20 protein-coding genes are annotated in these 21,135 nt (G+C 66.7%); 4 read left to right on the top strand and 16 right to left on the bottom strand.

Going from position 1 to position 21,135, the window contains the following annotated elements:
* Positions 1 to 157: 157 nt before the first annotated feature.
* The 14 genes from panC to dacB form a co-directional block, all read right to left on the bottom strand.
* The gene (gene panC, locus AC5RUQ_RS03390; RefSeq protein ID WP_493945987.1) at positions 158 to 1,075 is read right to left on the bottom strand and encodes a pantoate--beta-alanine ligase; all 918 of its coding nucleotides are present in this window, start codon (positions 1,073 to 1,075) and stop codon (positions 158 to 160) included.
* A gap of 2 nt (positions 1,076 to 1,077) precedes the next feature.
* Positions 1,078 to 1,971 carry a Rossmann-like and DUF2520 domain-containing protein gene (locus tag AC5RUQ_RS03385; RefSeq protein ID WP_493945986.1) on the bottom strand — a complete coding sequence of 298 codons (894 nt, stop codon included), beginning with the start codon at positions 1,969 to 1,971 and terminating at the stop codon, positions 1,078 to 1,080.
* On the bottom strand, positions 1,964 to 3,496 hold the full coding sequence (locus AC5RUQ_RS03380; protein WP_493945985.1) for a PH domain-containing protein: 1,533 nt from the start codon (positions 3,494 to 3,496) through the stop codon (positions 1,964 to 1,966). The genes AC5RUQ_RS03385 and AC5RUQ_RS03380 overlap by 8 nt, the downstream gene beginning before the upstream one ends.
* Before the next feature lie 62 nt (positions 3,497 to 3,558).
* Positions 3,559 to 4,071 carry a PH domain-containing protein gene (locus tag AC5RUQ_RS03375; protein ID WP_493945984.1) on the bottom strand — a complete coding sequence of 171 codons (513 nt, stop codon included), beginning with the start codon at positions 4,069 to 4,071 and terminating at the stop codon, positions 3,559 to 3,561.
* Positions 4,052 to 4,600, bottom strand: a complete 549-nt coding sequence (locus AC5RUQ_RS03370; RefSeq protein WP_493945983.1) for a DUF3180 domain-containing protein — start codon at positions 4,598 to 4,600, stop codon at positions 4,052 to 4,054. Before AC5RUQ_RS03370 ends, AC5RUQ_RS03375 begins: the two co-directional genes overlap by 20 nt.
* Positions 4,597 to 5,142, bottom strand: coding sequence for a 2-amino-4-hydroxy-6-hydroxymethyldihydropteridine diphosphokinase (gene folK, locus AC5RUQ_RS03365; RefSeq protein WP_493945982.1), 546 nt, complete (start codon positions 5,140 to 5,142; stop codon positions 4,597 to 4,599). Before folK ends, AC5RUQ_RS03370 begins: the two co-directional genes overlap by 4 nt.
* Complete coding sequence (gene folB, locus AC5RUQ_RS03360; RefSeq protein ID WP_493945981.1) at positions 5,139 to 5,531, bottom strand: dihydroneopterin aldolase; 393 nt, start codon at positions 5,529 to 5,531, stop codon at positions 5,139 to 5,141. Before folB ends, folK begins: the two co-directional genes overlap by 4 nt.
* A gap of 8 nt (positions 5,532 to 5,539) precedes the next feature.
* Entirely contained in the window at positions 5,540 to 6,460 is a 921-nt protein-coding gene (gene folP / locus AC5RUQ_RS03355; protein WP_493945980.1) for a dihydropteroate synthase, read from the bottom strand.
* Positions 6,461 to 6,470: 10 nt separating this feature from the next.
* Complete coding sequence (gene folE / locus AC5RUQ_RS03350; protein ID WP_493945979.1) at positions 6,471 to 7,115, bottom strand: GTP cyclohydrolase I FolE; 645 nt, start codon at positions 7,113 to 7,115, stop codon at positions 6,471 to 6,473.
* A gap of 10 nt (positions 7,116 to 7,125) precedes the next feature.
* Positions 7,126 to 9,189 carry an ATP-dependent zinc metalloprotease FtsH gene (gene ftsH / locus AC5RUQ_RS03345; protein ID WP_493946390.1) on the bottom strand — a complete coding sequence of 688 codons (2,064 nt, stop codon included), beginning with the start codon at positions 9,187 to 9,189 and terminating at the stop codon, positions 7,126 to 7,128.
* 262 nt (positions 9,190 to 9,451) lie between these two features.
* Positions 9,452 to 10,003 (bottom strand): hypoxanthine phosphoribosyltransferase, encoded by a 552-nt coding sequence (hpt, locus tag AC5RUQ_RS03340; RefSeq protein ID WP_041651844.1) that lies wholly within the window; start codon positions 10,001 to 10,003, stop codon positions 9,452 to 9,454.
* A gap of 30 nt (positions 10,004 to 10,033) precedes the next feature.
* The gene (gene tilS, locus AC5RUQ_RS03335; RefSeq protein ID WP_493946389.1) at positions 10,034 to 11,092 is read right to left on the bottom strand and encodes a tRNA lysidine(34) synthetase TilS; all 1,059 of its coding nucleotides are present in this window, start codon (positions 11,090 to 11,092) and stop codon (positions 10,034 to 10,036) included.
* A 120-nt stretch (positions 11,093 to 11,212) separates the two neighbouring features.
* Positions 11,213 to 12,346, bottom strand: coding sequence for a zinc-dependent metalloprotease (locus AC5RUQ_RS03330; protein ID WP_493945978.1), 1,134 nt, complete (start codon positions 12,344 to 12,346; stop codon positions 11,213 to 11,215).
* Positions 12,347 to 12,540: 194 nt separating this feature from the next.
* Positions 12,541 to 14,064, bottom strand: coding sequence for a D-alanyl-D-alanine carboxypeptidase/D-alanyl-D-alanine endopeptidase (gene dacB / locus AC5RUQ_RS03325; protein WP_493945977.1), 1,524 nt, complete (start codon positions 14,062 to 14,064; stop codon positions 12,541 to 12,543).
* Positions 14,065 to 14,219: 155 nt separating this feature from the next.
* Here dacB and AC5RUQ_RS03320 point away from each other — a divergent pair, with 155 nt between their 5' ends.
* Both AC5RUQ_RS03320 and AC5RUQ_RS03315 read left to right on the top strand, forming a co-directional pair.
* Complete coding sequence (locus AC5RUQ_RS03320) at positions 14,220 to 14,708, top strand: inorganic diphosphatase (protein WP_493945976.1); 489 nt, start codon at positions 14,220 to 14,222, stop codon at positions 14,706 to 14,708.
* 96 nt (positions 14,709 to 14,804) lie between these two features.
* A complete protein-coding gene (locus tag AC5RUQ_RS03315; protein WP_493945975.1) occupies positions 14,805 to 16,130 on the top strand; it encodes a carboxylesterase family protein in 1,326 nt (441 codons plus the stop codon).
* A 76-nt stretch (positions 16,131 to 16,206) separates the two neighbouring features.
* Here AC5RUQ_RS03315 and AC5RUQ_RS03310 read toward each other — a convergent pair whose 3' ends face one another.
* Positions 16,207 to 17,037, bottom strand: coding sequence for an alpha/beta fold hydrolase (locus AC5RUQ_RS03310; RefSeq protein WP_493945974.1), 831 nt, complete (start codon positions 17,035 to 17,037; stop codon positions 16,207 to 16,209).
* 125 nt (positions 17,038 to 17,162) lie between these two features.
* On the opposite strand from AC5RUQ_RS03310, the gene AC5RUQ_RS03305 reads away from it, so the two are divergent.
* Positions 17,163 to 17,915: a DUF429 domain-containing protein gene (locus AC5RUQ_RS03305; protein ID WP_493945973.1), complete on the top strand. Its 753-nt coding sequence runs from the start codon at positions 17,163 to 17,165 to the stop codon at positions 17,913 to 17,915.
* 72 nt (positions 17,916 to 17,987) lie between these two features.
* On the opposite strand, the gene AC5RUQ_RS03300 is transcribed toward AC5RUQ_RS03305, so the two are convergent.
* Positions 17,988 to 20,369, bottom strand: coding sequence for a phosphoketolase family protein (locus AC5RUQ_RS03300; RefSeq protein WP_493945972.1), 2,382 nt, complete (start codon positions 20,367 to 20,369; stop codon positions 17,988 to 17,990).
* Positions 20,370 to 20,491: 122 nt separating this feature from the next.
* On the opposite strand from AC5RUQ_RS03300, the gene AC5RUQ_RS03295 reads away from it, so the two are divergent.
* Positions 20,492 to 21,091, top strand: a complete 600-nt coding sequence (locus AC5RUQ_RS03295; RefSeq protein WP_493945971.1) for a hypothetical protein — start codon at positions 20,492 to 20,494, stop codon at positions 21,089 to 21,091.
* Positions 21,092 to 21,135: the final 44 nt, after the last annotated feature.

Genomic DNA, 21,135 nt, shown 5'->3' with positions numbered 1-21,135 from the left:
TGGAGTATGGGGTGCCCGCGCAGATAGTTGGTCCTCCTGGTCGCCGAAATAAGGCGATGCCAAGGTCTGGGGCAACAATTTGAGCATACCGGAATGCCCGCCCCGCCAACAGGGGTGGTGGCCTAGTGAAGACCGCCGACCTGCCCTTGGCGCCCGGCTATGAACTCAATGGGAGGTTATCTATCAGCCGCACCGGTCCCACCTTCGCAGCTATTATCGCCAGGGCTTCACCCCGGAACGGTGTCTCGCGGCAGTTCTCGGCCAGCGGTTCCAAGGTGGCCAGGTCAACAACATCGAAGTAGTCCAAACCCACCAGCGGCTGGGACTCCACCATCTCCTGCGCCGACCCAAGATCCAGCGGCTCCCGGGCCTTCGCCCGCTCCTCCAGCAGCCGCAGTGCGCGGAACAGCACCAGTGCCGCCTCGCGCTCTTCCCCGGACAGGAAGCGGTTGCGGCTGGACAGCGCCAGCCCGTCGACGGCACGCACGGTGGGCACTGCCACGATTTCCACCGGGAAGTTCAGGTCGGCCACCATCCGCCGGACCAGCGCCAACTGCTGGGCGTCCTTCTGCCCGAAGTAGGCGCGGTAGGCGGGCAGGCCTGCCTCCGCCACGCCGGAAGCGGGCAGCCCTGCCCCCGGGATTCCATAGTGCAGCAGCTTGGCCACTACCGTGAGGGCGCCGTCGAAGTGGCCCGGCCGTGAAGCACCCTCCCACTTCTCCCCAAGCACTCCGGAGGTGATCCGCACCAGCGGCATGCCGCCCGGGTACACCTCGTCCACCGACGGGGCAAAGGCCAGGTCGACTCCCTGCTCTTCAAGCAGGGCGAGGTCGGCGTCGAGCGTCCGCGGGTAGCGGTCCAAGTCAGTGGCGTCGCCGAACTGCAGCGGGTTGACGAAGATGGTGGCCACCACAACATCGTTCTGTTCGACGGCGGTCCGGGCCAAGGCGGCATGCCCCTGGTGCAGCGCACCCATGGTGGGCACCAGGCCCTGGGACGTCCCGCGCTGGGACGCCAGGAGCCGGGCGCTCTCCGCGTGCAGGTCGGCAACAGTTGTGACTAGTTTGATGGGCATTCTCAGTCTTCCTCCGGTTCCAAGGCCTTGCGCAACTCCCGCAGCTGGTCAGGTTTCAGCAGCCCGCGCCCCTCGGCGCGCAGGGCTGTGGCCCGCGCCATCGCCAGGTACGCCGCGAGCACGTCCCCCTGCCCGCCGCCGTCGAACTCCCGCAACGCCTCGGCATGCGCCTTCACAGTTCCCGTGTCGCCGCGGGCTACCGGGCCGGTGAGGGCGGACTCCCCGGAGGCCAGCGCGTTCTCCAGGGTTGCCCGCAACAGCGGACCCAGCATCCGCTCCGGCGCCTCCACTCCCACCTCAGCCAGCAGCTCCGAAGCCTGCGCCACAAGGGTGACGAGATGGTTGGAACCGTGCGCCAAGGCCGCGTGGTACAGCGTCCTGTCCGCCTCGGCAATGGCCACCGGCTCTGCGCCCATTTCCACTACCAGCGCCTGCGCGATGGGCAACATGGCGGCATCCGCGGTGACGCCGAAGGTGCAGTCCAGAAGGCGGGTCAGGTCAAGGCTCATCCCGGTGAAGGTCATGGCCGGATGCAGGGCAAGCGGGACGGCCCCCGCAGCCCGCACCGGATGCAGGACCCCCACCCCGAACCGGCCCGACGTGTGGGCGACCAGTTGGCCGGGCTGCCACGCACCCAGTTTCGCGAGGCCGTCCACGAGGTCCGGCAGGGCGTCGTCCGGCACCGCCAGCAGCACCAGCTCGGCACGCTCCACGATGTCTTGGACTTCCAGGACAGGGACCCCGGGAAGCAACGTTTCTGCGCGTTCACGGCTTGCTTCGGAAACCGCTGAGACACCGACGACGGCGTGTTCGGCCGCGCGCAGGGCGGCGCCCAGCACCGCGCCCACCTTTCCTGCGCCGACAATTCCGACGCCGAGGCGTCCGGGTTTAGCCATGCTGCGGGCCTTCCTGGGTTGGGACGGGGGTATCGGCGGGCTTGGTTTCGGCAGGCTTGGTTTCGGCGGGCCGGGTTGCAGGCTCAACCCCCGGAGCTACCTGCCGAAGCCATTGCTCAGTGGTCTGCCGCTTTCGTGCCAACCGGGCGCGAGCCGATTGTTCGTCGAAGAGCGCCATCGCCTGCTGCACGTCTGCCTGCCGAAGGCGCGGCGTGACCGGGCCAACCGTGGTGTGCAGCAGCAGGTCGGCTACCCTGAACCGGCGTGCCAGCGGGCCCTGGTGCAATGCCATGGACTGGGTCCGCTGGTGCGGCACCACCACGAGCTCCCGCCACCAGCGGCCTGAGCGGATCAGCAATGCGGTGTCCGTGGCCGTGAATCCGTTCCGGCGCCATCCCAGCGGTGCCAGGAGGCGGGCGCTGCGCGGAGTGGTGACGAAACCGCCGTCGGTATCCAGCCCGTGGAGCCCGGCACCGAACACCACGGCGGGCTGCGCCGTGCCGGGATCCGGAAGCACCAGCGCGAGGATCGACATCACGTCATCGAGCCTGCCCACCGGCAGGAGGGTGGTCCGGCCCGAGCCCTCGCCGGCGCTTTCAATGATGCCGTAGCCAGCCACGTTGACCTGGATCCGGTACCAGCCAAGCGCCCGCCAGAGCGGCGGCTGGATAACTTTCAAAGCTTGGATCCGGCCCGGCGGAAGTGTCTGGGCCTGGGTGTCCAGCAGTCCGTAGCGCAGCCGAATGCCATCGGGCGAGATGGCCGCCGTGAAGTTGTACCCCTTGTTGAACAGCCCCCAGTAGCTGGCTGCCAGGCCGAGCGCAGCGGGAATCAGGTAGAAGTAGAACGCTGCATTGCCCGTGACGGCAGTCAAAAAGACGGATGCCGCGGCGCCCAGCACCACAATGACGCTCTGCTCGCTGAGCAGCAGGGAACCGACAAGGCGCGACGGCGGCACGGACAGTACCGGAAACTCCGGCGCCTCGGGTGCCGGCTCTTCCGGGCGGGAAGGATCAAGGGTCACCCCGGCTGCCCTGGCCAGGATGGTGGCCCGGAGCTGGCGGGCGTCGTCCATCTTCAGGTAGGCCAGCCGGACGGCGGACTCCCCTGCGTCGGCCACCTCGAACTTGAGCTCGGCCAGGCCAAAGATCCGGGCCAGCAAGGGCTGCACGATGTCGATGGCCTGGACGCGGTCCAGCCGCGCCTGGCGCTGCTGCCGGAAAATGAAGCCGGTGTTGACCCGGACGTAGCCACCAGACACCTGGTACTTGGTGAAGTACCAGGTGAGGATAAAGCCCAGCACCGCGATGAGCAGCATCACGGCGCCCCCGGCCAGCAGGAACGGTGCCCGGCCGGCGAATTCATCTTCGAGGATGGGCCTGCCCTGCAGCGCCCGCTCAAAAAAGTCCCGGCCGACGAAAAAGCCGATGGCGGCAAGGGCCACCCAGCCGCGCACGAAGGGGGACGCCGGGTGCACCCGCAGCCATTCGCCGCCGGCCGCGGTGCCGGGCGAAGGGTCCGGCACGGCGCTTTCGGAGGCAGGGACAGTGGCAGGGCCCCCCGGCTCAGGACGCGGCCCCTCTGCCGTCACAGTCCTGCCAGCCTGGCTTCGCCCCGGGCAGCGAGCTGCTCGCGCAGCCGCGCGCCCTCCGCCGCGGGCAGCCCAGGGATCTGGGCGTTCGTTCCCGGCGAGGCGGTGTGCAGCTTCAGCGTGCAGAGGCCAAGTCCGCGTTCCACAGGCCCTACTCCGATGTCCACGTACTGCATCCGGCCGTAGGGTACGGCCATGGTGCGCTGGAAGAAGATGCCGGTCCTGACCAGCAGGTCATCGTCCCGTTCGGCATACCCGATGGCCCGCACCTGGCGCGGGATCAGCACCAGCCGCCAGATGGCGAGGACGAATGCAACGGACGGGACGGTGACGGCCAGCCACAGCGGCGGCCAGGCCCAGACGTCCATGAGCACCAAAACCAGGGGCAGTGACAGGAGGAGGACGGTGATGAGATTCCCCAGCGCCCACTGCACCAGCCGGACAGTGACGTATTTGGGTGACACCCGCTGCCAGACGATTCCCGGCGGGTCAATCGCCTCGGTATGCATATTCGCCTTCCCCCGCGGCTTCCCCGCGTACCGCGCGGCCCGGTTTTCCGTCTGCACCCGTGGTGTCGCCGTCCTCCGGCGGGATCCTGCAGAACCGTTCAACCAGCAGTCCCACCACGATCATCACCAGTCCGCCACCGGCCATCGCCAGCGCCATCCAGGTGATGCTCTGGTTGCTGCGCAGGCTCCAGATCCGCAGCTGGTCCAGGAAGATCCCCACATGCCAGCCGAGCAGGACCGTCCCGGCATAGGCACAGGCCTGGGCCAGCACCAGCGTCCGGGCTGCGAGGAGCGGATCGAGCACCTTTTTCTTTTGCGTGCTGTTGGGCTTGTTGCTGTTGCGCCACCGCAGGACCCGGATGCCCAGGGTCAAGGTAATGGCGATAATGACGCCCATGGTGGCCAGCGCCGTAAGCGGCAGGACCGGAGTGGCCATGCTGTAACGGCTCGTCACCACGGTAGCCGACCAGCCGGCCACGGCCAGGATGAAGCCGATGAGCAGGAGGCGCAGCGGATTGATGGGTTTCATCGGTCCTCCACCGCCCCCGCGGTGGGCAGGCCGTCAAAGTCGCCGAAGCCGTCGAACGGCGCGAGGTCACCAAAATCCTCCGCCCACGCAGCCAAAGTGCTGATGCGTTCGCCGTCCAGCGTGGCAGCCGGCTCAATGAGCGACCACGGGTAGAGAACGAAGGCACGGGTGGCGGCGCGGGGATGCGGCAGGGTCAGGACCGGATCATCGCTGCGGAGGTCGCCGTAGGTGATGATATCGACGTCGAGCGTACGCGGCCCCCAGCGCACCTCCCGCACGCGGTGGTGCTTGTTTTCCACAGACTGGCAATGTTCCAGCAGCTCGTGCGGGGTCAGGTTGGTTTCCACCGTGATGACCATGTTCAGGAAGTCCGGCTGGCCGGACGGTCCGCCGACGGCCTTGGTCTGGACAATGGGCGACACAGCGAGGAGGCGGATCTCCGGCGGGTCAACGAGATCCGCAACCGCCTCGGTCAGTGTCTCGTTGCGCTCACCCAGGTTGCTGCCCAGTGCCAACACCACCTTGGAATAACCGGAGTTCATGGTCTTTCCCCCTGGACTGGACTCTCCCCGTTGTTCCGGGCACGGTGGACGCTGACGGCCACATCCCCGAAGGGCACCTCGATGGGCGCCTGTGGCTTATGCACCGTGACGTCCACGGCTTGGAGCCGGAATTCATTCAGCAGGCTGTCCGCGATCCGGACGGCCAGCGCCTCTATCAGGTTCAGCGGTTCCCCCGATATCCACTCAGCAATACGCTGAGCCACCTCGCCGTAGTGCGCGGTGTCCCGGACGTCATCGGATTCCGCCGCCTTGGCGAAGTCCAAATAAAGCACCGCGTCCACAACAAAAGGCTGCCCCTCGCGGCGTTCAAAATCAAAGACGCCGTGATGGCCGACGGCGGTGACGCCGGTCAGCGTAATCCTGTCCATGGCTGGGCCTACTGGCTGGTTCTTGGGGCGGCCATGCGCGCGGCAACCTTGACGGCGTCCAGGCTGGGGCCGACGTCGTGCACGCGTACGGCCCAGGCGCCGCGGTAGGCGCTGATGGCAGTGATCGCCGCGGTGGCAGCATCCCGCTCGTGCGGGGCAGCGGATTTACCAGCCACCGTCAGCAGGGTGCCGAGGAACCGCTTGCGGGAGGCACCCACGAGGATCCTGTGGCCCAGGCTTTCCAGCTGGTCCAGGTTCTGCAGGAGCTCCCAGTTCTGGGCATCATTCTTGGCGAACCCCAGGCCTGGATCGATGATGATCTGTTCCTCGCTGACCCCGGCGGCGTAGAGCTTGTCCCGCACCCCGGCCAGTTCAGCCACCACTTCGCCGGCAACATCCTTATACTCCGCCAGGGAGTTCATGGTGCGGGCGTCACCACGGCGGTGGGTGAGGATGTACGGGGCCTTGGAGGACGCCACGAGCTCGGCCATCTCCGGTTCAATCGTGAGGCCGGAGACGTCATTGATGATGGCGGCGCCGGCCTGAAGGGCGGCGGCTGCCGTGGAAGCGCGGACGGTGTCGATGCTGACAAGGGCACCGGCTTTCACGAGCGCCTCGATCACGGGGATCACACGCTGTTGTTCTTCTTCCGGGCTGACGTCCTCTGCGCCGGGTCGGGTGGATTCCCCGCCGACGTCGATGATGTCCGCGCCGGAGTAGTACATCCGGAGGCCGGCCGCTATGGCGGTGTCCGCCGTCGCATGCTTGCCGCCGTCGCTGAAGGAGTCCGGGGTGACGTTGACGATGCCCATCACGAGCGTGCGGTCAGTTGGCAGGTCTTCAAAACGGGCCACCGGCCGCGGTTTGCGCAGGATGGGCAGCGGAGAGGTTGCGGGGCCGGTTCCCGGCGCTGCAGCTAGTGAATCCATGGTCTGATGATTACCTTCCGAGGATGAGGCTCATGGCTTCGGCACGGGTGGCCGGGTCATGAAGCTGCCCGCGGACCGCACTGGTTACGGTCTTTGCTCCGGGCTTGCGGATACCGCGCATGGACATGCACATGTGTTCGCATTCGACGACAACGATCGCGCCGCGGGGCTTGAGGTGGTTGACCAACGCTTCGACGATTTCCGTGGTGAGGCGCTCCTGCACCTGGGGCCGGCGGGCGTACATGTCCACCAGCCGGGCCAGCTTGCTCAGCCCGGTCACCTTGCCGTCGTGCGAGGGGATGTAGCCTACGTGGGCCACTCCGTGGAACGGCACCAAATGGTGCTCGCAGGTGGAATAGAACGGGATGTCCTTGACCAGGACGAGCTCCTCATGGTCAAGGTCAAAGGTGGTGGCGAGGATCTCGGCCGGGTCGTGGTGCAGCCCGGCAAACATCTCGGCATAGGCCTTGCCCACCCGCTTTGGGGTGTCCACGAGGCCGGCGCGGTCCGGGTCCTCTCCGATGGCCAGGAGAATCTCACGGACCGCTGCCTCGATGCGGGGCCGGTCCACTTTCTGGTGTTTGGAGTGGTGGGCGCCGCCTTCCGCCAGATGTACGGCGGAGGCGGGAACGTCGTCGTCGTCGAAGTGGGTCACGGTAGAAAGCTTAGCCGCGAAGGGCGTCAGGCCCCGAGTCGGGGATGCCTCCCTGGAACGGGGCGTCCTCCGGGACTCCCTGCGGATGCGGCGGCTGGGCATCCAGCGGCTCGTCCAGGCGCGCTTGCTTGGCTTCCTCCTGGGCCTCGCGCTCCGCCTTTTCCTGGCGGGATTCCACCGGTCCAGCCGTGTGGACCGGACGGGTTTCCTTGGACAGCCACACCTCGCGGAAGTCACGCTTGCGGATGTCACGGAAGATATCGGCGATCTCGGACTGGTTCAGCGTTTCACGTTCCAGCAACTCGAGGGCCAGGCGGTCCAGGACGTCCCTGTTCTCGATGAGGATGGCGTAGGCCTCGTCATGGGCCTGGTCAATCAGCCTGCGAACTTCCTCGTCCACCACGTATGCAATCTGGTCCGAGTAGTTGCGCTCGTGCCCGGCGTCGCGGCCCAGGAACGGCTCTCCGCCGCCCTGGCCCAGGCGCACGGCGCCAACTCGTTCGCTCATGCCGTATTCGGTCACCATCTTGCGGGCGGTGCCGGTGGCCTTTTCGATGTCGTTGGAGGCGCCGGTGGAGGGATCGTGGAAGACGATTTCCTCGGCGACGCGGCCTCCCATGGCGTAGGCCATCTGGTCCAGCAGCTCGTTGCGGGTCACTGAGTACTTGTCGTTCTCCGGGACCACCATCGTGTAGCCGAGAGCACGGCCGCGGGGAAGGATGGTGATCTTGGTGACCGGCGCAGAGTTCCGCAGCGCGGCTGCCACCAGGGCGTGGCCGCCTTCGTGGTAAGCGGTGATCTTGCGCTCGTGTTCCTTCATTACGCGGCTGCGCTTCTGCGGGCCGGCCATGACGCGGTCGATCGCCTCGTCCAGAGCGCGGTCATCAATGAGGTTGGCATTGGAGCGGGCGGTAAGGAGGGCGGCCTCATTGAGCACGTTTGCCAGGTCCGCACCGGTGTAGCCGGGGGTCTTTTTGGCCACCGCCTTGAGGTCCACTCCGGGCGCCATGGGCTTGCCCTTCGCGTGGACCTGCAGGATCTGGTCGCGGCCGATCAGGTCCGGCGCATCCACGCCGATCTGGCGGTCGAAGCGGCCCGGACGCAGCAGCGCGGGGTCCAGCACGTCGGGACGGTTGGTGGCAGCGATCAGGATGACGTTGGTCTTGACGTCGAAGCCGTCCATCTCCACCAGGAGCTGGTTGAGGGTCTGCTCACGTTCGTCGTTGCCGCCGCCGATGCCGGCACCACGGTGGCGGCCCACCGCGTCGATTTCATCCACGAAGATGATGGCGGGCGAGTTCGTCTTGGCCTGCTCAAAAAGGTCGCGGACACGGGAGGCGCCCACGCCGACGAACATTTCCACAAAGTCCGAGCCGGAGATGGAGAAGAAGGGAACGCCGGCCTCGCCTGCGACGGCCCGGGCGAGGAGGGTCTTACCGGTGCCGGGAGGGCCGTACAGCAGCACGCCCTTGGGGATCTTGGCACCAACAGCCTGGAACTTGGCCGGCTCCTGCAGGAATTCCTTGATCTCCTGGAGTTCCTCCACAGCCTCGTCGGAGCCTGCCACGTCAGCGAACGTCACCTGCGGCATGTCCTTGCTGACCATCTTCGCCTTGGACTTGCCGAACTGCATGATCTTGGAGCCGCCACCCTGCATGCGGGTCATCAGGAACCAGAAAAGCGCGCCCAGGAGGATGACCGGAATGAGGAGGGAGAGCAGGCCGGAGAACCAGTTGCTTTCGATCGGCTGGTCCGTGTAACCCCCGCTGGGTGCGGAAGCGGTGACAGCCCGGACAACGTCCTGGGCGCGGGCATCAACGAAGAAGAACTGGACGCTCTTGCCCTTGTCCTGCCCGTCCAGCTGGTAGTTTTCCTTCAGCACGAGGTCAACGCGGTTTTCACCATCGAAGATCTTTGCCTGCTCAACGTTGTCGCCGGCGAGCAGTTCGAGGCCCTTGTCAGTGTCAATCCGTGCGGCACCGCCGGGAGCCAGCGTTGCAAAAGCCACCAGGAGCATGCCGATCACGACGACGATCCAGATGCCCGGGCCCTTGAAGAAGTTCTTAGCTTTCATCTGTGTCGGGGGCTGGCCCCGTCCCTCCTGGTAGTGCTGCACGGCGAGAAATCTGCGCGCGTGATGGTGCTGCGTCAGCTTCTAGCTATACACCGTCCGGAGTAGATCACGCATGGTGCCGGGCAAAAGTTCCCTCTGGGCGTAGTGGCCGCCGCCACTCGGGCAGGAGGCTGCACGGGCCTGGAACCGGGGGCGCCAGCATCATCTGCCCCCAGGCATCGGCCGGCATATGGCGAGGTGGCAATGCCCCCGCCGGCGCATCCTACTCGTAAACGTGCGGCGCGAGGGTTCCCACGAAGTCGAGGTTGCGGTACTTCTCGGCGTAGTCCAGGCCGTAGCCCACCACGAATTCATTGGGGATGTCGTAGCCGACGTACTTGACGTCGATCTCCACCTTGGCGGCCGTGGGCTTGCGGAAGGCCGTGCAGATTTCCACCGAAGCCGTGCCGCGCGATTCCAGGTTGGTCTTCAGCCAGGACAGCGTGAGGCCGGAGTCGATGATGTCCTCGACGATCAGCACGTCCTTGCCCATCAGGTCCGTGTCCAGGTCCTTCAGGATGCGGACCACTCCGGAGGACTGGGTGCCGGAGCCGTAGGAGGAAACAGCCATCCAGTCCATGGAAATGTGGCTGTGTAGTGCCCGGGCAAGGTCAGCCATGACCATGACTGCACCCTTGAGGACGCCCACAATGAGGATCTCGCGGCCCTCGTAGTCCTTGTCGATCTGCGCAGCGAGCTCCGTGATCCGCTGCTGGATCTGCTCCTTGGTGTAGAGAACGTGCTTGAGGTCTGCCTGGACGTCGTTTGAATCCACCAATGGCTCCTGTGTAGATGCGGGGTGCGACTATTTTGCGGGCGGTTTTTGAGGCCGGAGTACTAGCTTCCCACAGCGTGCGCCTCTGCGGGGAACGGGTGTGCCCTTATCCGCGGCGGCCGGGCCACCGGCGGCCGGGAGGTCTTCGAGCTGCGCGAGCGACAACCGGAACACGCTCACTCCCCCGGGCAGTTCAACGGGACCTGCAGAACCCTGCCGCCGCAGCAGTGCTTCCGCCGCCAGAAGGCGCTGGTAGCTGGGCTGTTGCCCCCCGACGTCGGCCGCTGCCTTGGCGATCACGCGGAACCTGATCGCCGGGGCCAAGTCCCGCAACGCGTCCTCCGGGAGGCTCAGTTCCTGGCCATTCCGCTCCACCAGGGACGCGAAGGTGGCTTCCGCCACATCCTCCAGGTAGTCGGCGTCCAACTGCAGGATGGATGCCGACCGGGCGAGGGATTCCGCGACGCCGGGGCCGAGTTTGTCCTCGAGGTGCGGCAGCACCTCCACCCGGGTACGTGACCGGGCGAATGCGGGGTCCGAGTTGCTGGGATCGTGCCAGGGCTGCAGTTCCTCAATGGCGCAGATTTCCTCGGTGTCCGCCCGGCGAAGCCCCAGGAATGGGCGAAGCAGCATGCCGCGGGCAGGCCTCATTCCTGCCAGCGACCGGGTCCCCGAGCCCCGGGCCAGGCCCAGCAGCACCTGTTCGGCCTGGTCGTCCAAAGTGTGTCCCAACAGGATGGCAGCCGCGCCCTGGCTCACGGCCGCCGCCTCAAGCGCTGCATGCCGGGCTTCCCGCGCGGCGGCTTCCGGCCCGAGGCCTTCTCCGGCCACGGTCACGGTCCGGATTTCCACGGGGGCGAGGCCCAGATCCTGCAGGACGTGGGCTGTCTCCGCAGCCACCTGTGCCGAACCCTCCTGCAGCTGGTGGTCCACCACCACTGCGCCCACTGTTAAGGGGTGGCCGTCGACGTGCCCGCGGCGGGCGAAGTAGGCGGCAACCGACGCCAGGGCGAGGGAATCCGGGCCGCCGCTGCAGGCCACAATGACGTGCTCTGGATATCCGGCCTGGGCCAGGGCGTCCCGGAGCATTTTCCGCGCTGTGCCGACGACGGGCGCCAGCCTTCCAGGCCGCCGTCGGCCACTGCGCTGGGCAGAAGCGGTGATGCGTGCCGTCGGCAGGGACGCGTCAGGCAGGCTGGCGCCCGGCAATCAGAGCCCCATCCGCTCAAGCCACAGCTTGGCGTCGTGGATTTCAGGTTCCGTGGGCAGGTGGTCGGCCGACTCCCAGACCCTGTTGAAGCCCTCCATTCCCGCGACGTCCACGACGGCGCGGACGAACCGGGCGCCGTCGGAGTACTGGCGCATTTTCGCGTCCAGGCCGAGGAGGTTGCGGAGGAATTTCTCGATCACGCCGCGGTCCTTGCCGCGATCGTTGAAGCGCTGCCGGATGGTTTTCACTGACGGCACGATGCTGGCGTCAACGGCATCCATCACCACGTTGGCGTGGCCCTCGAGGAGGCTCATCACAGCGGTCAGGTGCGAGATGGCGGCCTTTTCCTCCGGGTCCTGCAGGAGGTCCAGGATGGCGCCGCGGCCGGGGGTGTTTCCGTTGCCGGTGCGGTCCTTCAGCGAGCGGGCAGCTGCGGTGGCACGCTCCATCAGGGTGTCAACGTTGCCGAGCAGATGGACGCTGAGCTCGTCGATCTGCTCCAGCATGTGGTGCCGCAGCCAGGGGGCGGCAGCGAACTGCACCCGGTGTGTCTGCTCATGCAGGCACACCCACAGGCGGAAATCCTCGGGGGCGACGTTCAGTTCCCGCTCAACCGCCACGATGTTGGGCGCCACCAGGAGCAGGCGTCCGCCGGAGGGCGCAGTGGAACCTTCGGCCAGGGCGGCAAACGGATCGTACTGGCCCAGGACCTTGCTCGACAGGAACGCCAGGACGGCGCCCAACTGGCTGCCGGTGATGGCGCCGCTGACGCTGGCCGCGGCCGGGGTAAGGTTTCCGCGCCGGTTTTCGAGCATCTTCTCCATGGCCGGCTTCAGCATCACGGCGAAGCTTTGGGTGTTTGCCTTTGCCCACGAGGCCCGGTCCACCACCAGCACGTTTGAGTCCCGGAGGTCCCTTGCCGCTTCCAGCCCGGTGATCTCATGCACGTGTTCAACCGAAGCGTCGGCAAGCCGGCGGAGGCTTTCCACCGCGTCACCAATAGCCGCCTGGGTCAGGACCGGCCCGGCAGGAACCAGCCGCGCCGCGGTGGAGGCGGCGAGGTCCCAATTAATCAGGGCCGAGGCCTGGCTGGACAACGTTTGGGCTGACGACTCACCTGCAGTGGACTCCATAGTTCCCATCAGAACACAGCAGGCTGGGGATCGCCCTTAAGTTCGCTCACCGGCGAACCGCGGACAGGCCGCTGTCAGCTCAGCATGGACGGCCCGGGGCCGCACAAGCGGTGCTGGCCATGGCAGCTCATACGGGGCAGGACCACGCTTGCCGCACCCACGCCCGAGTCCCGAGTCGTAGCGGCAGCAGGGTGCTAGCGGCAGCCGCAGGCCGCGAGCGCGGTGGCAGCCCGGTCAAGGGCCACCCTGTTGCCCGCAGCGCCCGGCGCCAGCCCGTTGCCGATAAAGGAGAAGACCAGGAGGCGGCCGTCGGCATCAACCACGTAGCCGCTGAGCGCCAGCACCGAGTTCAGGGTGCCGGTCTTGGCACGGACCAATCCTGCACCCCGGGCTGTTGAATCGTCGCCGTAGCGGGTGCCCAGGGTTCCGGTGAGGCCCGCTACCGGAAAGCCGTCCAGCGCGGCGCGAAGCCTGCTGTCCGTGCCCGAGGTGATGGCACGCACCACCTCCGAAAACTGGCGGGCTGAGACCTGGTTGCCCATGGCCAGGCCGCACACGTCCACCAGTTTCATGGCGTCGACGGGTATTCCGGCGTCGGCGAGCTGCGCCCGGACGGCAGCCGTGGCGCCGTCGTTGCTGCCTGCCTGGCCTGCCGCTATTGCCGCCATCCGTCCCAGGACTTCGGCGAGGTAGTTGTCCGATTCCTGCAACATATGGTCCACCTGTTCGGCCACCGTTGCCGACTGCACCCCGGCCAGGACCACCGGCTCGCCGCCTGCGCCTTCGGCCGGTTCACCCGCTGGTGCCTGCTGTGGCGAACGCTCGACGGCGGCTGCAACGGTCAGTCCCGCGGCCTCGCCCGCAGTCCGCAGCCGGGCCGCGAATTCCTCAGCCACGGTGATGGCTGAGTCCTGGGGGCGGGGGCCGGTGGTGACGGCGGGATCGTAACGGCCCGAGTTCAGGGCCAGCGCATACAGGGGCGCCACTTCCCCGGCGGCCACGTCACCGCTCTCCCAGGCCGGGTTCAGGGCAGGACCGGTAAACAGGGAATCGTCTAGCAGGATCTTTATTTCCCCGGCGGTTCCGGCTGCTGACAGGGCTTGGACCGTTTGGGCAGCCAGCGTGCCCAGGCCGGCATGGCCCATCACCAGGTCCCCGTTCGATTCCCCGGGTCCGAGGAGGACGTCGCCGCCGCCCACCAGCACCACCTGCCCGGCTGCAGGGCCCGCCACCACCTCGGTGGTAAAGCGGTGCCCGGGACCGAGGGAGCGCAAAGCTGCCACCGCGGTCAGCAGCTTCATGTTGGAAGCCGGCACCCGGTTCTCGGAACCCCCGCGGTCAAAAAGGACCTGGCCCGTGAGCGCATCCTGGACCAATCCCGTGAAAGTACCGCCGCCGTCGGTCTTCAACAGGGGTTCCAATTGGGCGGTCACGCTCGCCGCGAGCGGCACGGCCGCCGAGTCATTCAGCGGCGCAAGTCCCTGCTCGGGCGAGAGTGTGGCGGGAGGCTGCTGCCATGCCGGCGCCGGCGGAGCGGGGGCCGGGGGTTCGGGCCCGAGGAAACCCGGGGCAACCAGCAGGGCAGCCGGGACCACGAGGACCACCAGCAGGGCCGTCAGCAAAACCGACGGCCAGGACATCCGCAGCCCAGTAACGCCCACCCGGAGACCCCGGCGGGCACGGTCAAGCCATGGTTCCGCGGCAGTTGGTTTGGTCATGCTGGTGCTGGTCCTCAAGTCCTGAAATATCCCCACAAGTTCCTGATTCCAGGGCCTCTCGCTATATCCTCAATAATAGTCGGCGGCACGGAGACTCAATTTTGGTGAGCCGTCAAGTGTGCCGCGAACCCCCTGCAATTGCCGAGGAGCATTCCATGAAGCATGACGTGACCATCGAGATCCCCAAGGGATCACGCGTCAAGTACGAAGTTGACCACGAGACCGGCCGCGTCCGCCTGGACCGCGTCCTCTTCACCTCCATGCAGTACCCCACGCACTACGGATACTTCGAGAACACCCTCGGCGAGGACGGCGACCCGTTGGATGCACTGGTGCTCCTGCAGGACTTCGACCTGCACCCGGGCGTCATCGTTGAGTCCCGCCCCATCGGCGTTTTCAACATGACTGACGACGGCGGCGGAGATGCCAAGATCCTCTGCGTCCCCGTGGATGCCCGCTTCGACCACATCCAGGAAGTCAGCGACGTCAACGATTTCCTGATCAAGGAGATCGAGCACTTCTTCACCCGCTACAAGGACCTGGAGCCGGGCAAGTGGGTCAAGGCCGAAGGCTGGGGTGACCGCGCTGCCGCTGAGGCCGAGCTGGAAGCCTCCATCAAGCGTTACGTGCCCGCCGGCCACTGATCCCCACCGCATAAATCAACGCGAGGTTACTCCGCGCCCAATCAACCGCAAGGATAGGGCCGGATGTGACCTCGCGTTGTGGTTTAAAGTGAATCGGTGACTTCCGCGCCAATCTTCCACCCGCCCTGCGGTCCCGTCAGTGGCTGGCGGGACGGCGACGTCGTCCGGGCCACAGGCATCCCGTACGCCAAGGCCGGCCGTTTCCAGCCTCCCGTTCCGGTGCCGGACTGGGACGAACCGTTGTCCGCAACCTCGCTCGCTCCTGCCTGTCCGCAGGGTCCGGTGCCGTTCCTCGACGACGTCCTGGGCACCCGCTACGGGGAGCTGCCGGGTAGCGAGGACTGCCAGAACCTCTCCATCACCATGCCCGGCGATCATGCGCCCGGTGAGCGCCTGCCCGTGATGGTGTGGATCCACGGCGGCTCCTACACCACAGGATCCGGGGATCTGGCGATTTTTGATCCTGCCGTGCTGGTCGCCGAGAACCGGGTGGTCGTGGTCTCGGTAACCTACCGGCTGGGGCTGTTCGGCTTCCTGGCCACGCGAAGCGGCCGGCCCGGGAACCTGGGACTGCTGGACCAGCTGGAAGCCTTCCGCTGGGTGCAGCGGAACATTGCAGCGTTTGGCGGTGACCCGGGCTGTGTGACGGCCTTCGGCCAGTCGGCCGGTGGTGACGCGATCGCCCACCTCATGGCCACTCCCGAAGCGCCGTCCCTGTTCCAGCGGGCCATCATCCAGAGTGCACCGTTGGGCATCTCGCGCGGCCGGGACAAAATGAACCACGCAATGGGCATCGCTGCTGAAGCCGTTACCGAGGAAACGCCAGCGATGGAAGTGGTGGAGCGCGAGGACCACGTGGCCCAGGTGGCCCGGAAGTTCGGCATGCTGGCCGCCATGCCTTTCGGCACCCAGTACGGCCACGCGCCGCTGCCGGAGGAATCCGCGATAGAGGCAGCTTGGAACCGTTCCGCTCCCGGCATTGAGGTGCTGATTGGCCATACCTCCGAGGAGGCGCGGCTGTTCCTGCCACGAAGCCCGTACCTGAGCCGGCTGGCCAAGGTCCCTGTCGCCGGGACCGCGGCCGTCCGGGCCATCGATTGGGTGGTCACTGAAACCGTCTACGGCCGGGCGGCCCGGAAGTTCGCGCGGCGCCATGCCTTGGCTGGCGGAAAGGCTTACCGCTACATCCTGCACTGGCGTGCACCAGGGAACATCTTTGGTGCTGCCCACACTATAGATCTCCCATTGCTTCTCGGTAACCGCAAAACGTGGGACGGCGTAGGGCTTATCGCCGGTGCCCGCTGGGAGGACGTGAACGCCGTGGGACGCGAGCTGCGCAGCCTGTGGGCTGCTTTCGCACGGGGAGACTCGCTCGGCGACAAGGGCGGGATTCCCGGGGCGCTGACGTATCACGCGGCGTAACCAGGAGTTTTTGTCCACGTATGCGGACTTCCGGGCCGCAGAAGCCTGCATATCTGGACAAAAACTCCAAGCAGGTTTAGGCGGTGGCTGCGGTGTTCCGGATGGTGTCCACCAGGATGTCCCGGCGCTGGAAGTAGGCGTTGTGGCCGGCCTCCTCGACAACCAAAAGACGGGCGCCGGGCACCGTGGCCGCAACGTGCTCAGCCCCGCGGCGGATGCGCGGCCTTTCCTCGTCCCCAATCATCACCACCAGCGGGCTGGTTATTGATTCGAGCCCCTGCTGGAACCAGTCGACGTCCGACGGGTTGGCGCTGAGGAACTCCCCCTGGCTTTGTTCGAGGCTGCGCGGGTGGCGGGCCGCTTCAATCGCCGTCGCGGTGGATCGGACACGGATATAGCGGGCGTAATCACGCGGGTTCTCCGCGATCCACCGCTCCGTGAAGGAGTTTCCGACCCCCAGCCAGATCCGTTCATCTGTATCAAGTGAGCTGAACACCACGAATTTCTCCGGCTCGCCGGGTTGTCCCGGGGGCGGCACCACTAACGGCCAGCCCATCCCGCACACCACGAGGGCGGCCGCACCGTCTGGATTCCGGACAGCCCAGCGAAGGGCTGTCATTCCGCCCATGGACTGCCCCACGATGAGGGGATTCTCCAGGCCGAGCGAGTTGACGAAGTGCTCCAGCTCGGCAGCGCGGTCCACCAACGGTCCCTGCCGCGGCGAGTTGGAGGACCAGCCGTGATCGTAGGTGTCATAAGCCAGAACCCGGAAGTCCTGCTCCAGTTCAGCAATAATCGGTTCCCAGCAGGCCGCCGCCGAGGCGTGGCCGTGCAGCAGCACCACCGGCCGCCCGGCGCCTGAGTCCGTGTAGTGGATGTCGTTGCCGAGTACATCAAGCCATGGCATGAAGATGATCCTTTCGGTCACGGTCTGCCGGGACGGCGCACCAGGCACCAGCGTTCCAGAACCAGGGGCCCGGGTCATCCAGTGTCCAGAACGGGCCGGGAAAGCCAGGGGTAGAGTCTGGTCACGTGAGAACGCTCGGAGTGGACCTCGCGGCAGCAGCCAGGAAAACAGCCGTGGCCGTCATCGAATGGGGCCACGGCTCGGCCCGGCTGGTGCATCTGGCACTCGACGTGGATGACCACCACATCGTGGAGCTTTTCGGCACCACGGACGTGACGGGCATTGACTGCCCGGTTGGTTGGCCGCAGGCCCTGGTTCCGTTCCTCACCGGGCACCTGAACTTCGACGCCGGCCCCGTCCTGGCGCACGACGGCATCCAGGGCAGGCGCTTGCTCGCGTACCGGGATACGGACCGCTTCGTCACGGCCCAAACGAACCTGATTCCGCTCAGTGTCTCGGCGGACCGCCTGGCCCACCCCGCCATGAGATGCGCCGTGATCCAGGCGAAAATAGCGGCCGGGCACAGCCCCCAACCACGGGACGGATCGGGCCGCCTGGCTGAGGTCTACCCTGCTGCTTCGTTAAAGCTCTGGGGCTTGAGCGCCCGCGGTTACAAAGGGCGGGGCAGCGCCGAGAGGGAACAGCTTTCCCTGCTCCTCCGCCATTTATGCCAGCAGGCACCGTGGCTGGACCTTGGCGGCCACGAGGACCGCCTGGCCGGCTCGGATGACCTGTTCGACGCCGTCGTCGCAGCCCTCACCGCCCGTGCCGTCGCCGTCGGCCTGACCGTGCTCCCGGATGACGTCCACGCCGCGGCGGCCCGCAGCGAAGGCTGGATCCACCTGCCCGCGGGCAGCCTCGACGGACTGATTGCCTAGGAGAGTTTTTGTCCAGATAAGACGGCTTCGCACTGCCGGAAGTCCGCATATCCGGACAAAAACTCCAAAGGACTAGCCGAGCTGCCAGTTCCGGATTTCCTCCGGATCCTCCCCGTGGGTGCGGGTGTGCTCGCGGGCACGGATCCGGCGGTCCTGGAGCTCCTGCCGCAGCATCGAGTGCTTCTCGGCAAGGCCGGGAACACGGTCGATGGCGTCGATGGCCAGCTGGAAGCGGTCGATGCCGTTCAGCATGGCCATGTCGAAGGGCGTGGTGGTGGTCCCCTCCTCCTTGTAGCCGCGCACGTGCAGCCCTTCCTGGTTGCTGCGGCGGTAGGCGAGCCGGTGGATCAGCGCCGGGTAGCCGTGGTAGGCAAAAATGATGGGCTTGTCGGCGGTGAAGATCCCGTCGAAATCGTGTGCCGGGAGCCCGTGCGGGTGCTCGCCCTCGTCCTGCAGCCGCATCAGGTCAACCACATTCACGACGCGGACCTTCAACCCCGGAGCACCCAGCCGGAGCAGCTCCGCCGCCGCAACAGTCTCCACGGTGGGCACGTCGCCCGCGCAGGCCAGCACGACGTCGGGCTCCTCACCCGGGACTTCGGAGCCGGCGAACTCCCATATTCCCAAGCCCCGCTGGCAGTGCGTGGCCGCGTCGGCCGGTCCCAGCCAGGTGGGAGACGGCTGTTTTCCGCTGACCACGATGTTTACGTAGTCCGTCGACGCCAGGCAGTGCTCCATCACGGACAACAGCGTGTTCACATCCGGCGGCAGGTACACGCGGATGACCTCGGCTTTTTTGTTCACCGCGTGGTCGATGAACCCCGGGTCCTGGTGGGAGAACCCGTTGTGGTCCTGCTGCCACACGTGAGAGGACAGCAGGTAGTTCAACGACGCCACCGGCTGGCGCCACGGCAGCTTGCGGTGCACCTTCAGCCACTTGGCGTGCTGGTTGAACATCGAGTCGACAATGTGGATGAAGGCTTCGTAGCAGCTGAAGACGCCGTGCCGGCCAGTCAGGAGGTACCCCTCAAGCCAGCCCTGGCACAGGTGTTCGCTCAGCACCTCCATCACCCGGCCGGAGCGCGCGAGGTGCTCATCGACGTCGTCAATCCGGTACTGCCACACTTTATCCGTGACCTCATAAACGTTCTGCAGCCGGTTCGACGCCGTCTCGTCCGGGCCGAAAAGCCGGAACGTTTCCATGTTGAGTTCAATGACGTCCCGCATCCAGGAGCCCAGCGTCACCATCGGGCTGACCCGCTCGCTGCCTGCCCGGGCAACCTCGACGGCGTGGTCCCGGTACGCCGGCAGCTTCAGCGCCCGGCGGAGCAGGCCGCCGTTGGCGTGGGGCGTGGCGCTCATCCGGAATTCCCCGGTGGGCGCCCCCTCGGCGACGTCTGGCCGGAGCCGCCCGTCGCCGTCGAACAGCTCCTGGGGGCGGTACGACTGCAGCCACTGCTCCAGCAGCCGCAGGTGGTCTTCGTTGGTGCGGACCTCGGAGAGCGGCACCTGGTGGCTCCGCCACGTCCCTTCAACCTGCAGCCCATCCACTTCGCGGGGCCCGGTCCAGCCTTTCGGCGAGCGCAGCACGATCATGGGCCAGCGGGGCGCGCCGGCGTCGGCCTCATCCATGCCCGCCTGCGGGGTGCGCCGGGAGTCCTGGATGGCGCGGATGCCGGCCAGGCAGCCCTCCAAAGCTTCGGCGAAGTCCCGGTGCGCCTGTTCGGTGTCGTCCGGGTCCTTCACGGTGACGAAGTGGGGCTCGTGGCCGTAGCCCCGCAGGAGCTGCTCCAGCTGCCCTTCGGGCATGCGCGCCAGGATGGTGGGGTTGGCGATCTTGTACCCGTTCAGGTGCAGGATGGGCAACACGGCGCCGTCCGTGGCGGGGTCGAGGAAGTTGTGCGAATGCCAGCTGGCGGCAAGGGGCCCGGTCTCCGCCTCGCCGTCGCCAATCACGGCGGCGGTGACCAGCTGGGGATTATCCAGCACAGAGCCGTAGGCATGGGCCAGGGAATAGCCGAGTTCGCCGCCCTCGCTGATGGAGCCGGGGCTTTCCGGAGCGGCGTGGCTGGGGATGCCTCCGGGGTAGGAAAACTGGCGGAAGAGCTCGGCCATGCCGTCCGCGTCGTTGCCCACGTGTCCGTAGATTTCGGAGTAGGTCCCTTCCAGCCAGGCGTTGGCGACGACGGCGGGGCCGCCATGGCCGGGACCCGCCACAAAGAGCATCTCGGCGGAGTCGCGGCGGATCACGCGGTTCAGGTGGGCGTAGACAAAGTTCAGGCCCGGGGTGGTGCCCCAGTGGCCAAGCAGCCGGGACTTCGTGTGCTCGGCCTTCAACGGTTCGCGCAGCAAGGGGTTGGAGCGGAGGTAGATCTGGCCTACCGATAGGTAGTTGGCGGCGCGCCACCAGCGGTCCACACGTTCGAGTTCGTCCTGCCCCATGCTGCTGGTCATAACCATCCTCACGTCACGTTCGCCCCCAATAGGCGGCCGTTGGTCCATCGCATCAGATGGCTCCGGACGAGGCAACCCCGCTTGCCTGCACTCCGATACCAGCGGGTAGTCTTTGGTTTCAGATGTTCACGCTGACAATCAACCAAACCGACAGCCGCCGCGATGGCGACCGGGTGCCGCAGTTGCTCAAGGACCTGCGGCATATTCCCGCGCGCCTGGATTTCGACCGGTCGGTGGAGGACGAGGTCCAGGGCATCGTGGACAGCCCGCATCAAGCCGTGGAGGCAGCGTTGATCGCGCTGCGCTGCGGTTCCTGGTACGTGGGCATCGGTGTTGGGCCTGTCAACGAGCCGTTGCCCAACCAGATCAAGGACGCTTCCGGCCACGGACTCGTGTACGCCCGGCGCGCGGTGGACCGGATCCGCAGCAGCAAGGAACGGATTCCCGTCGCGGTGGAGGGGCCCCTGGCCGATGTGTCCCATGATGCCGAGGCCGTGCTTCGGCTGCTGGGACATATCGTCCGGGACCGTTCCGATGCCGAGTGGCGGGTCCTTGACCTGCTGACCCCGGGCGTCCGCGGCCAGCAGAAGGCCGTGGCCCACGAACTGGGCATCACCACGCAGGCCGTCAGCAAAGCCGTGGCCCGGGCGCAGTGGAACGAGGAGCACGCGGCCCGGCCCGCGGCTGCCCGGCTGCTGGGGCTGATCCTCGAAGTGCGCTAGACCGCCCACCTGTTGAAAGGCAGGGCCGCTAAAACATGCCTGTG

This window comes from Arthrobacter sp. MDT2-3 (assembly GCF_059090465.1).
This window is presented reverse-complemented; position numbering and strand designations above follow the sequence as displayed.

Coding starts and splice junctions, on each gene's coding strand:
- folB (WP_493945981.1), bottom strand. CDS start 5,531: ATGGACAGGATTACGCTGACCGGCGTCACCGCCGTCGGCCATCACGGC.
- AC5RUQ_RS03300 (WP_493945972.1), bottom strand. CDS start 20,369: ATGACCAGCAGCATGGGGCAGGACGAACTCGAACGTGTGGACCGCTGG.
- AC5RUQ_RS03295 (WP_493945971.1), top strand. CDS start 20,492: ATGTTCACGCTGACAATCAACCAAACCGACAGCCGCCGCGATGGCGAC.
- AC5RUQ_RS03375 (WP_493945984.1), bottom strand. CDS start 4,071: ATGCATACCGAGGCGATTGACCCGCCGGGAATCGTCTGGCAGCGGGTG.
- folK (WP_493945982.1), bottom strand. CDS start 5,142: ATGAACTCCGGTTATTCCAAGGTGGTGTTGGCACTGGGCAGCAACCTG.
- AC5RUQ_RS03310 (WP_493945974.1), bottom strand. CDS start 17,037: ATGCCATGGCTTGATGTACTCGGCAACGACATCCACTACACGGACTCA.
- AC5RUQ_RS03370 (WP_493945983.1), bottom strand. CDS start 4,600: ATGAAACCCATCAATCCGCTGCGCCTCCTGCTCATCGGCTTCATCCTG.
- AC5RUQ_RS03385 (WP_493945986.1), bottom strand. CDS start 1,971: ATGGCTAAACCCGGACGCCTCGGCGTCGGAATTGTCGGCGCAGGAAAG.
- tilS (WP_493946389.1), bottom strand. CDS start 11,092: ATGCTCCGGGACGCCCTGGCCCAGGCCGGATATCCAGAGCACGTCATT.
- ftsH (WP_493946390.1), bottom strand. CDS start 9,189: ATGAAAGCTAAGAACTTCTTCAAGGGCCCGGGCATCTGGATCGTCGTC.
- folP (WP_493945980.1), bottom strand. CDS start 6,460: ATGGATTCACTAGCTGCAGCGCCGGGAACCGGCCCCGCAACCTCTCCG.
- dacB (WP_493945977.1), bottom strand. CDS start 14,064: ATGACCAAACCAACTGCCGCGGAACCATGGCTTGACCGTGCCCGCCGG.
- AC5RUQ_RS03320 (WP_493945976.1), top strand. CDS start 14,220: ATGAAGCATGACGTGACCATCGAGATCCCCAAGGGATCACGCGTCAAG.
- panC (WP_493945987.1), bottom strand. CDS start 1,075: ATGCCCATCAAACTAGTCACAACTGTTGCCGACCTGCACGCGGAGAGC.
- AC5RUQ_RS03330 (WP_493945978.1), bottom strand. CDS start 12,346: ATGGAGTCCACTGCAGGTGAGTCGTCAGCCCAAACGTTGTCCAGCCAG.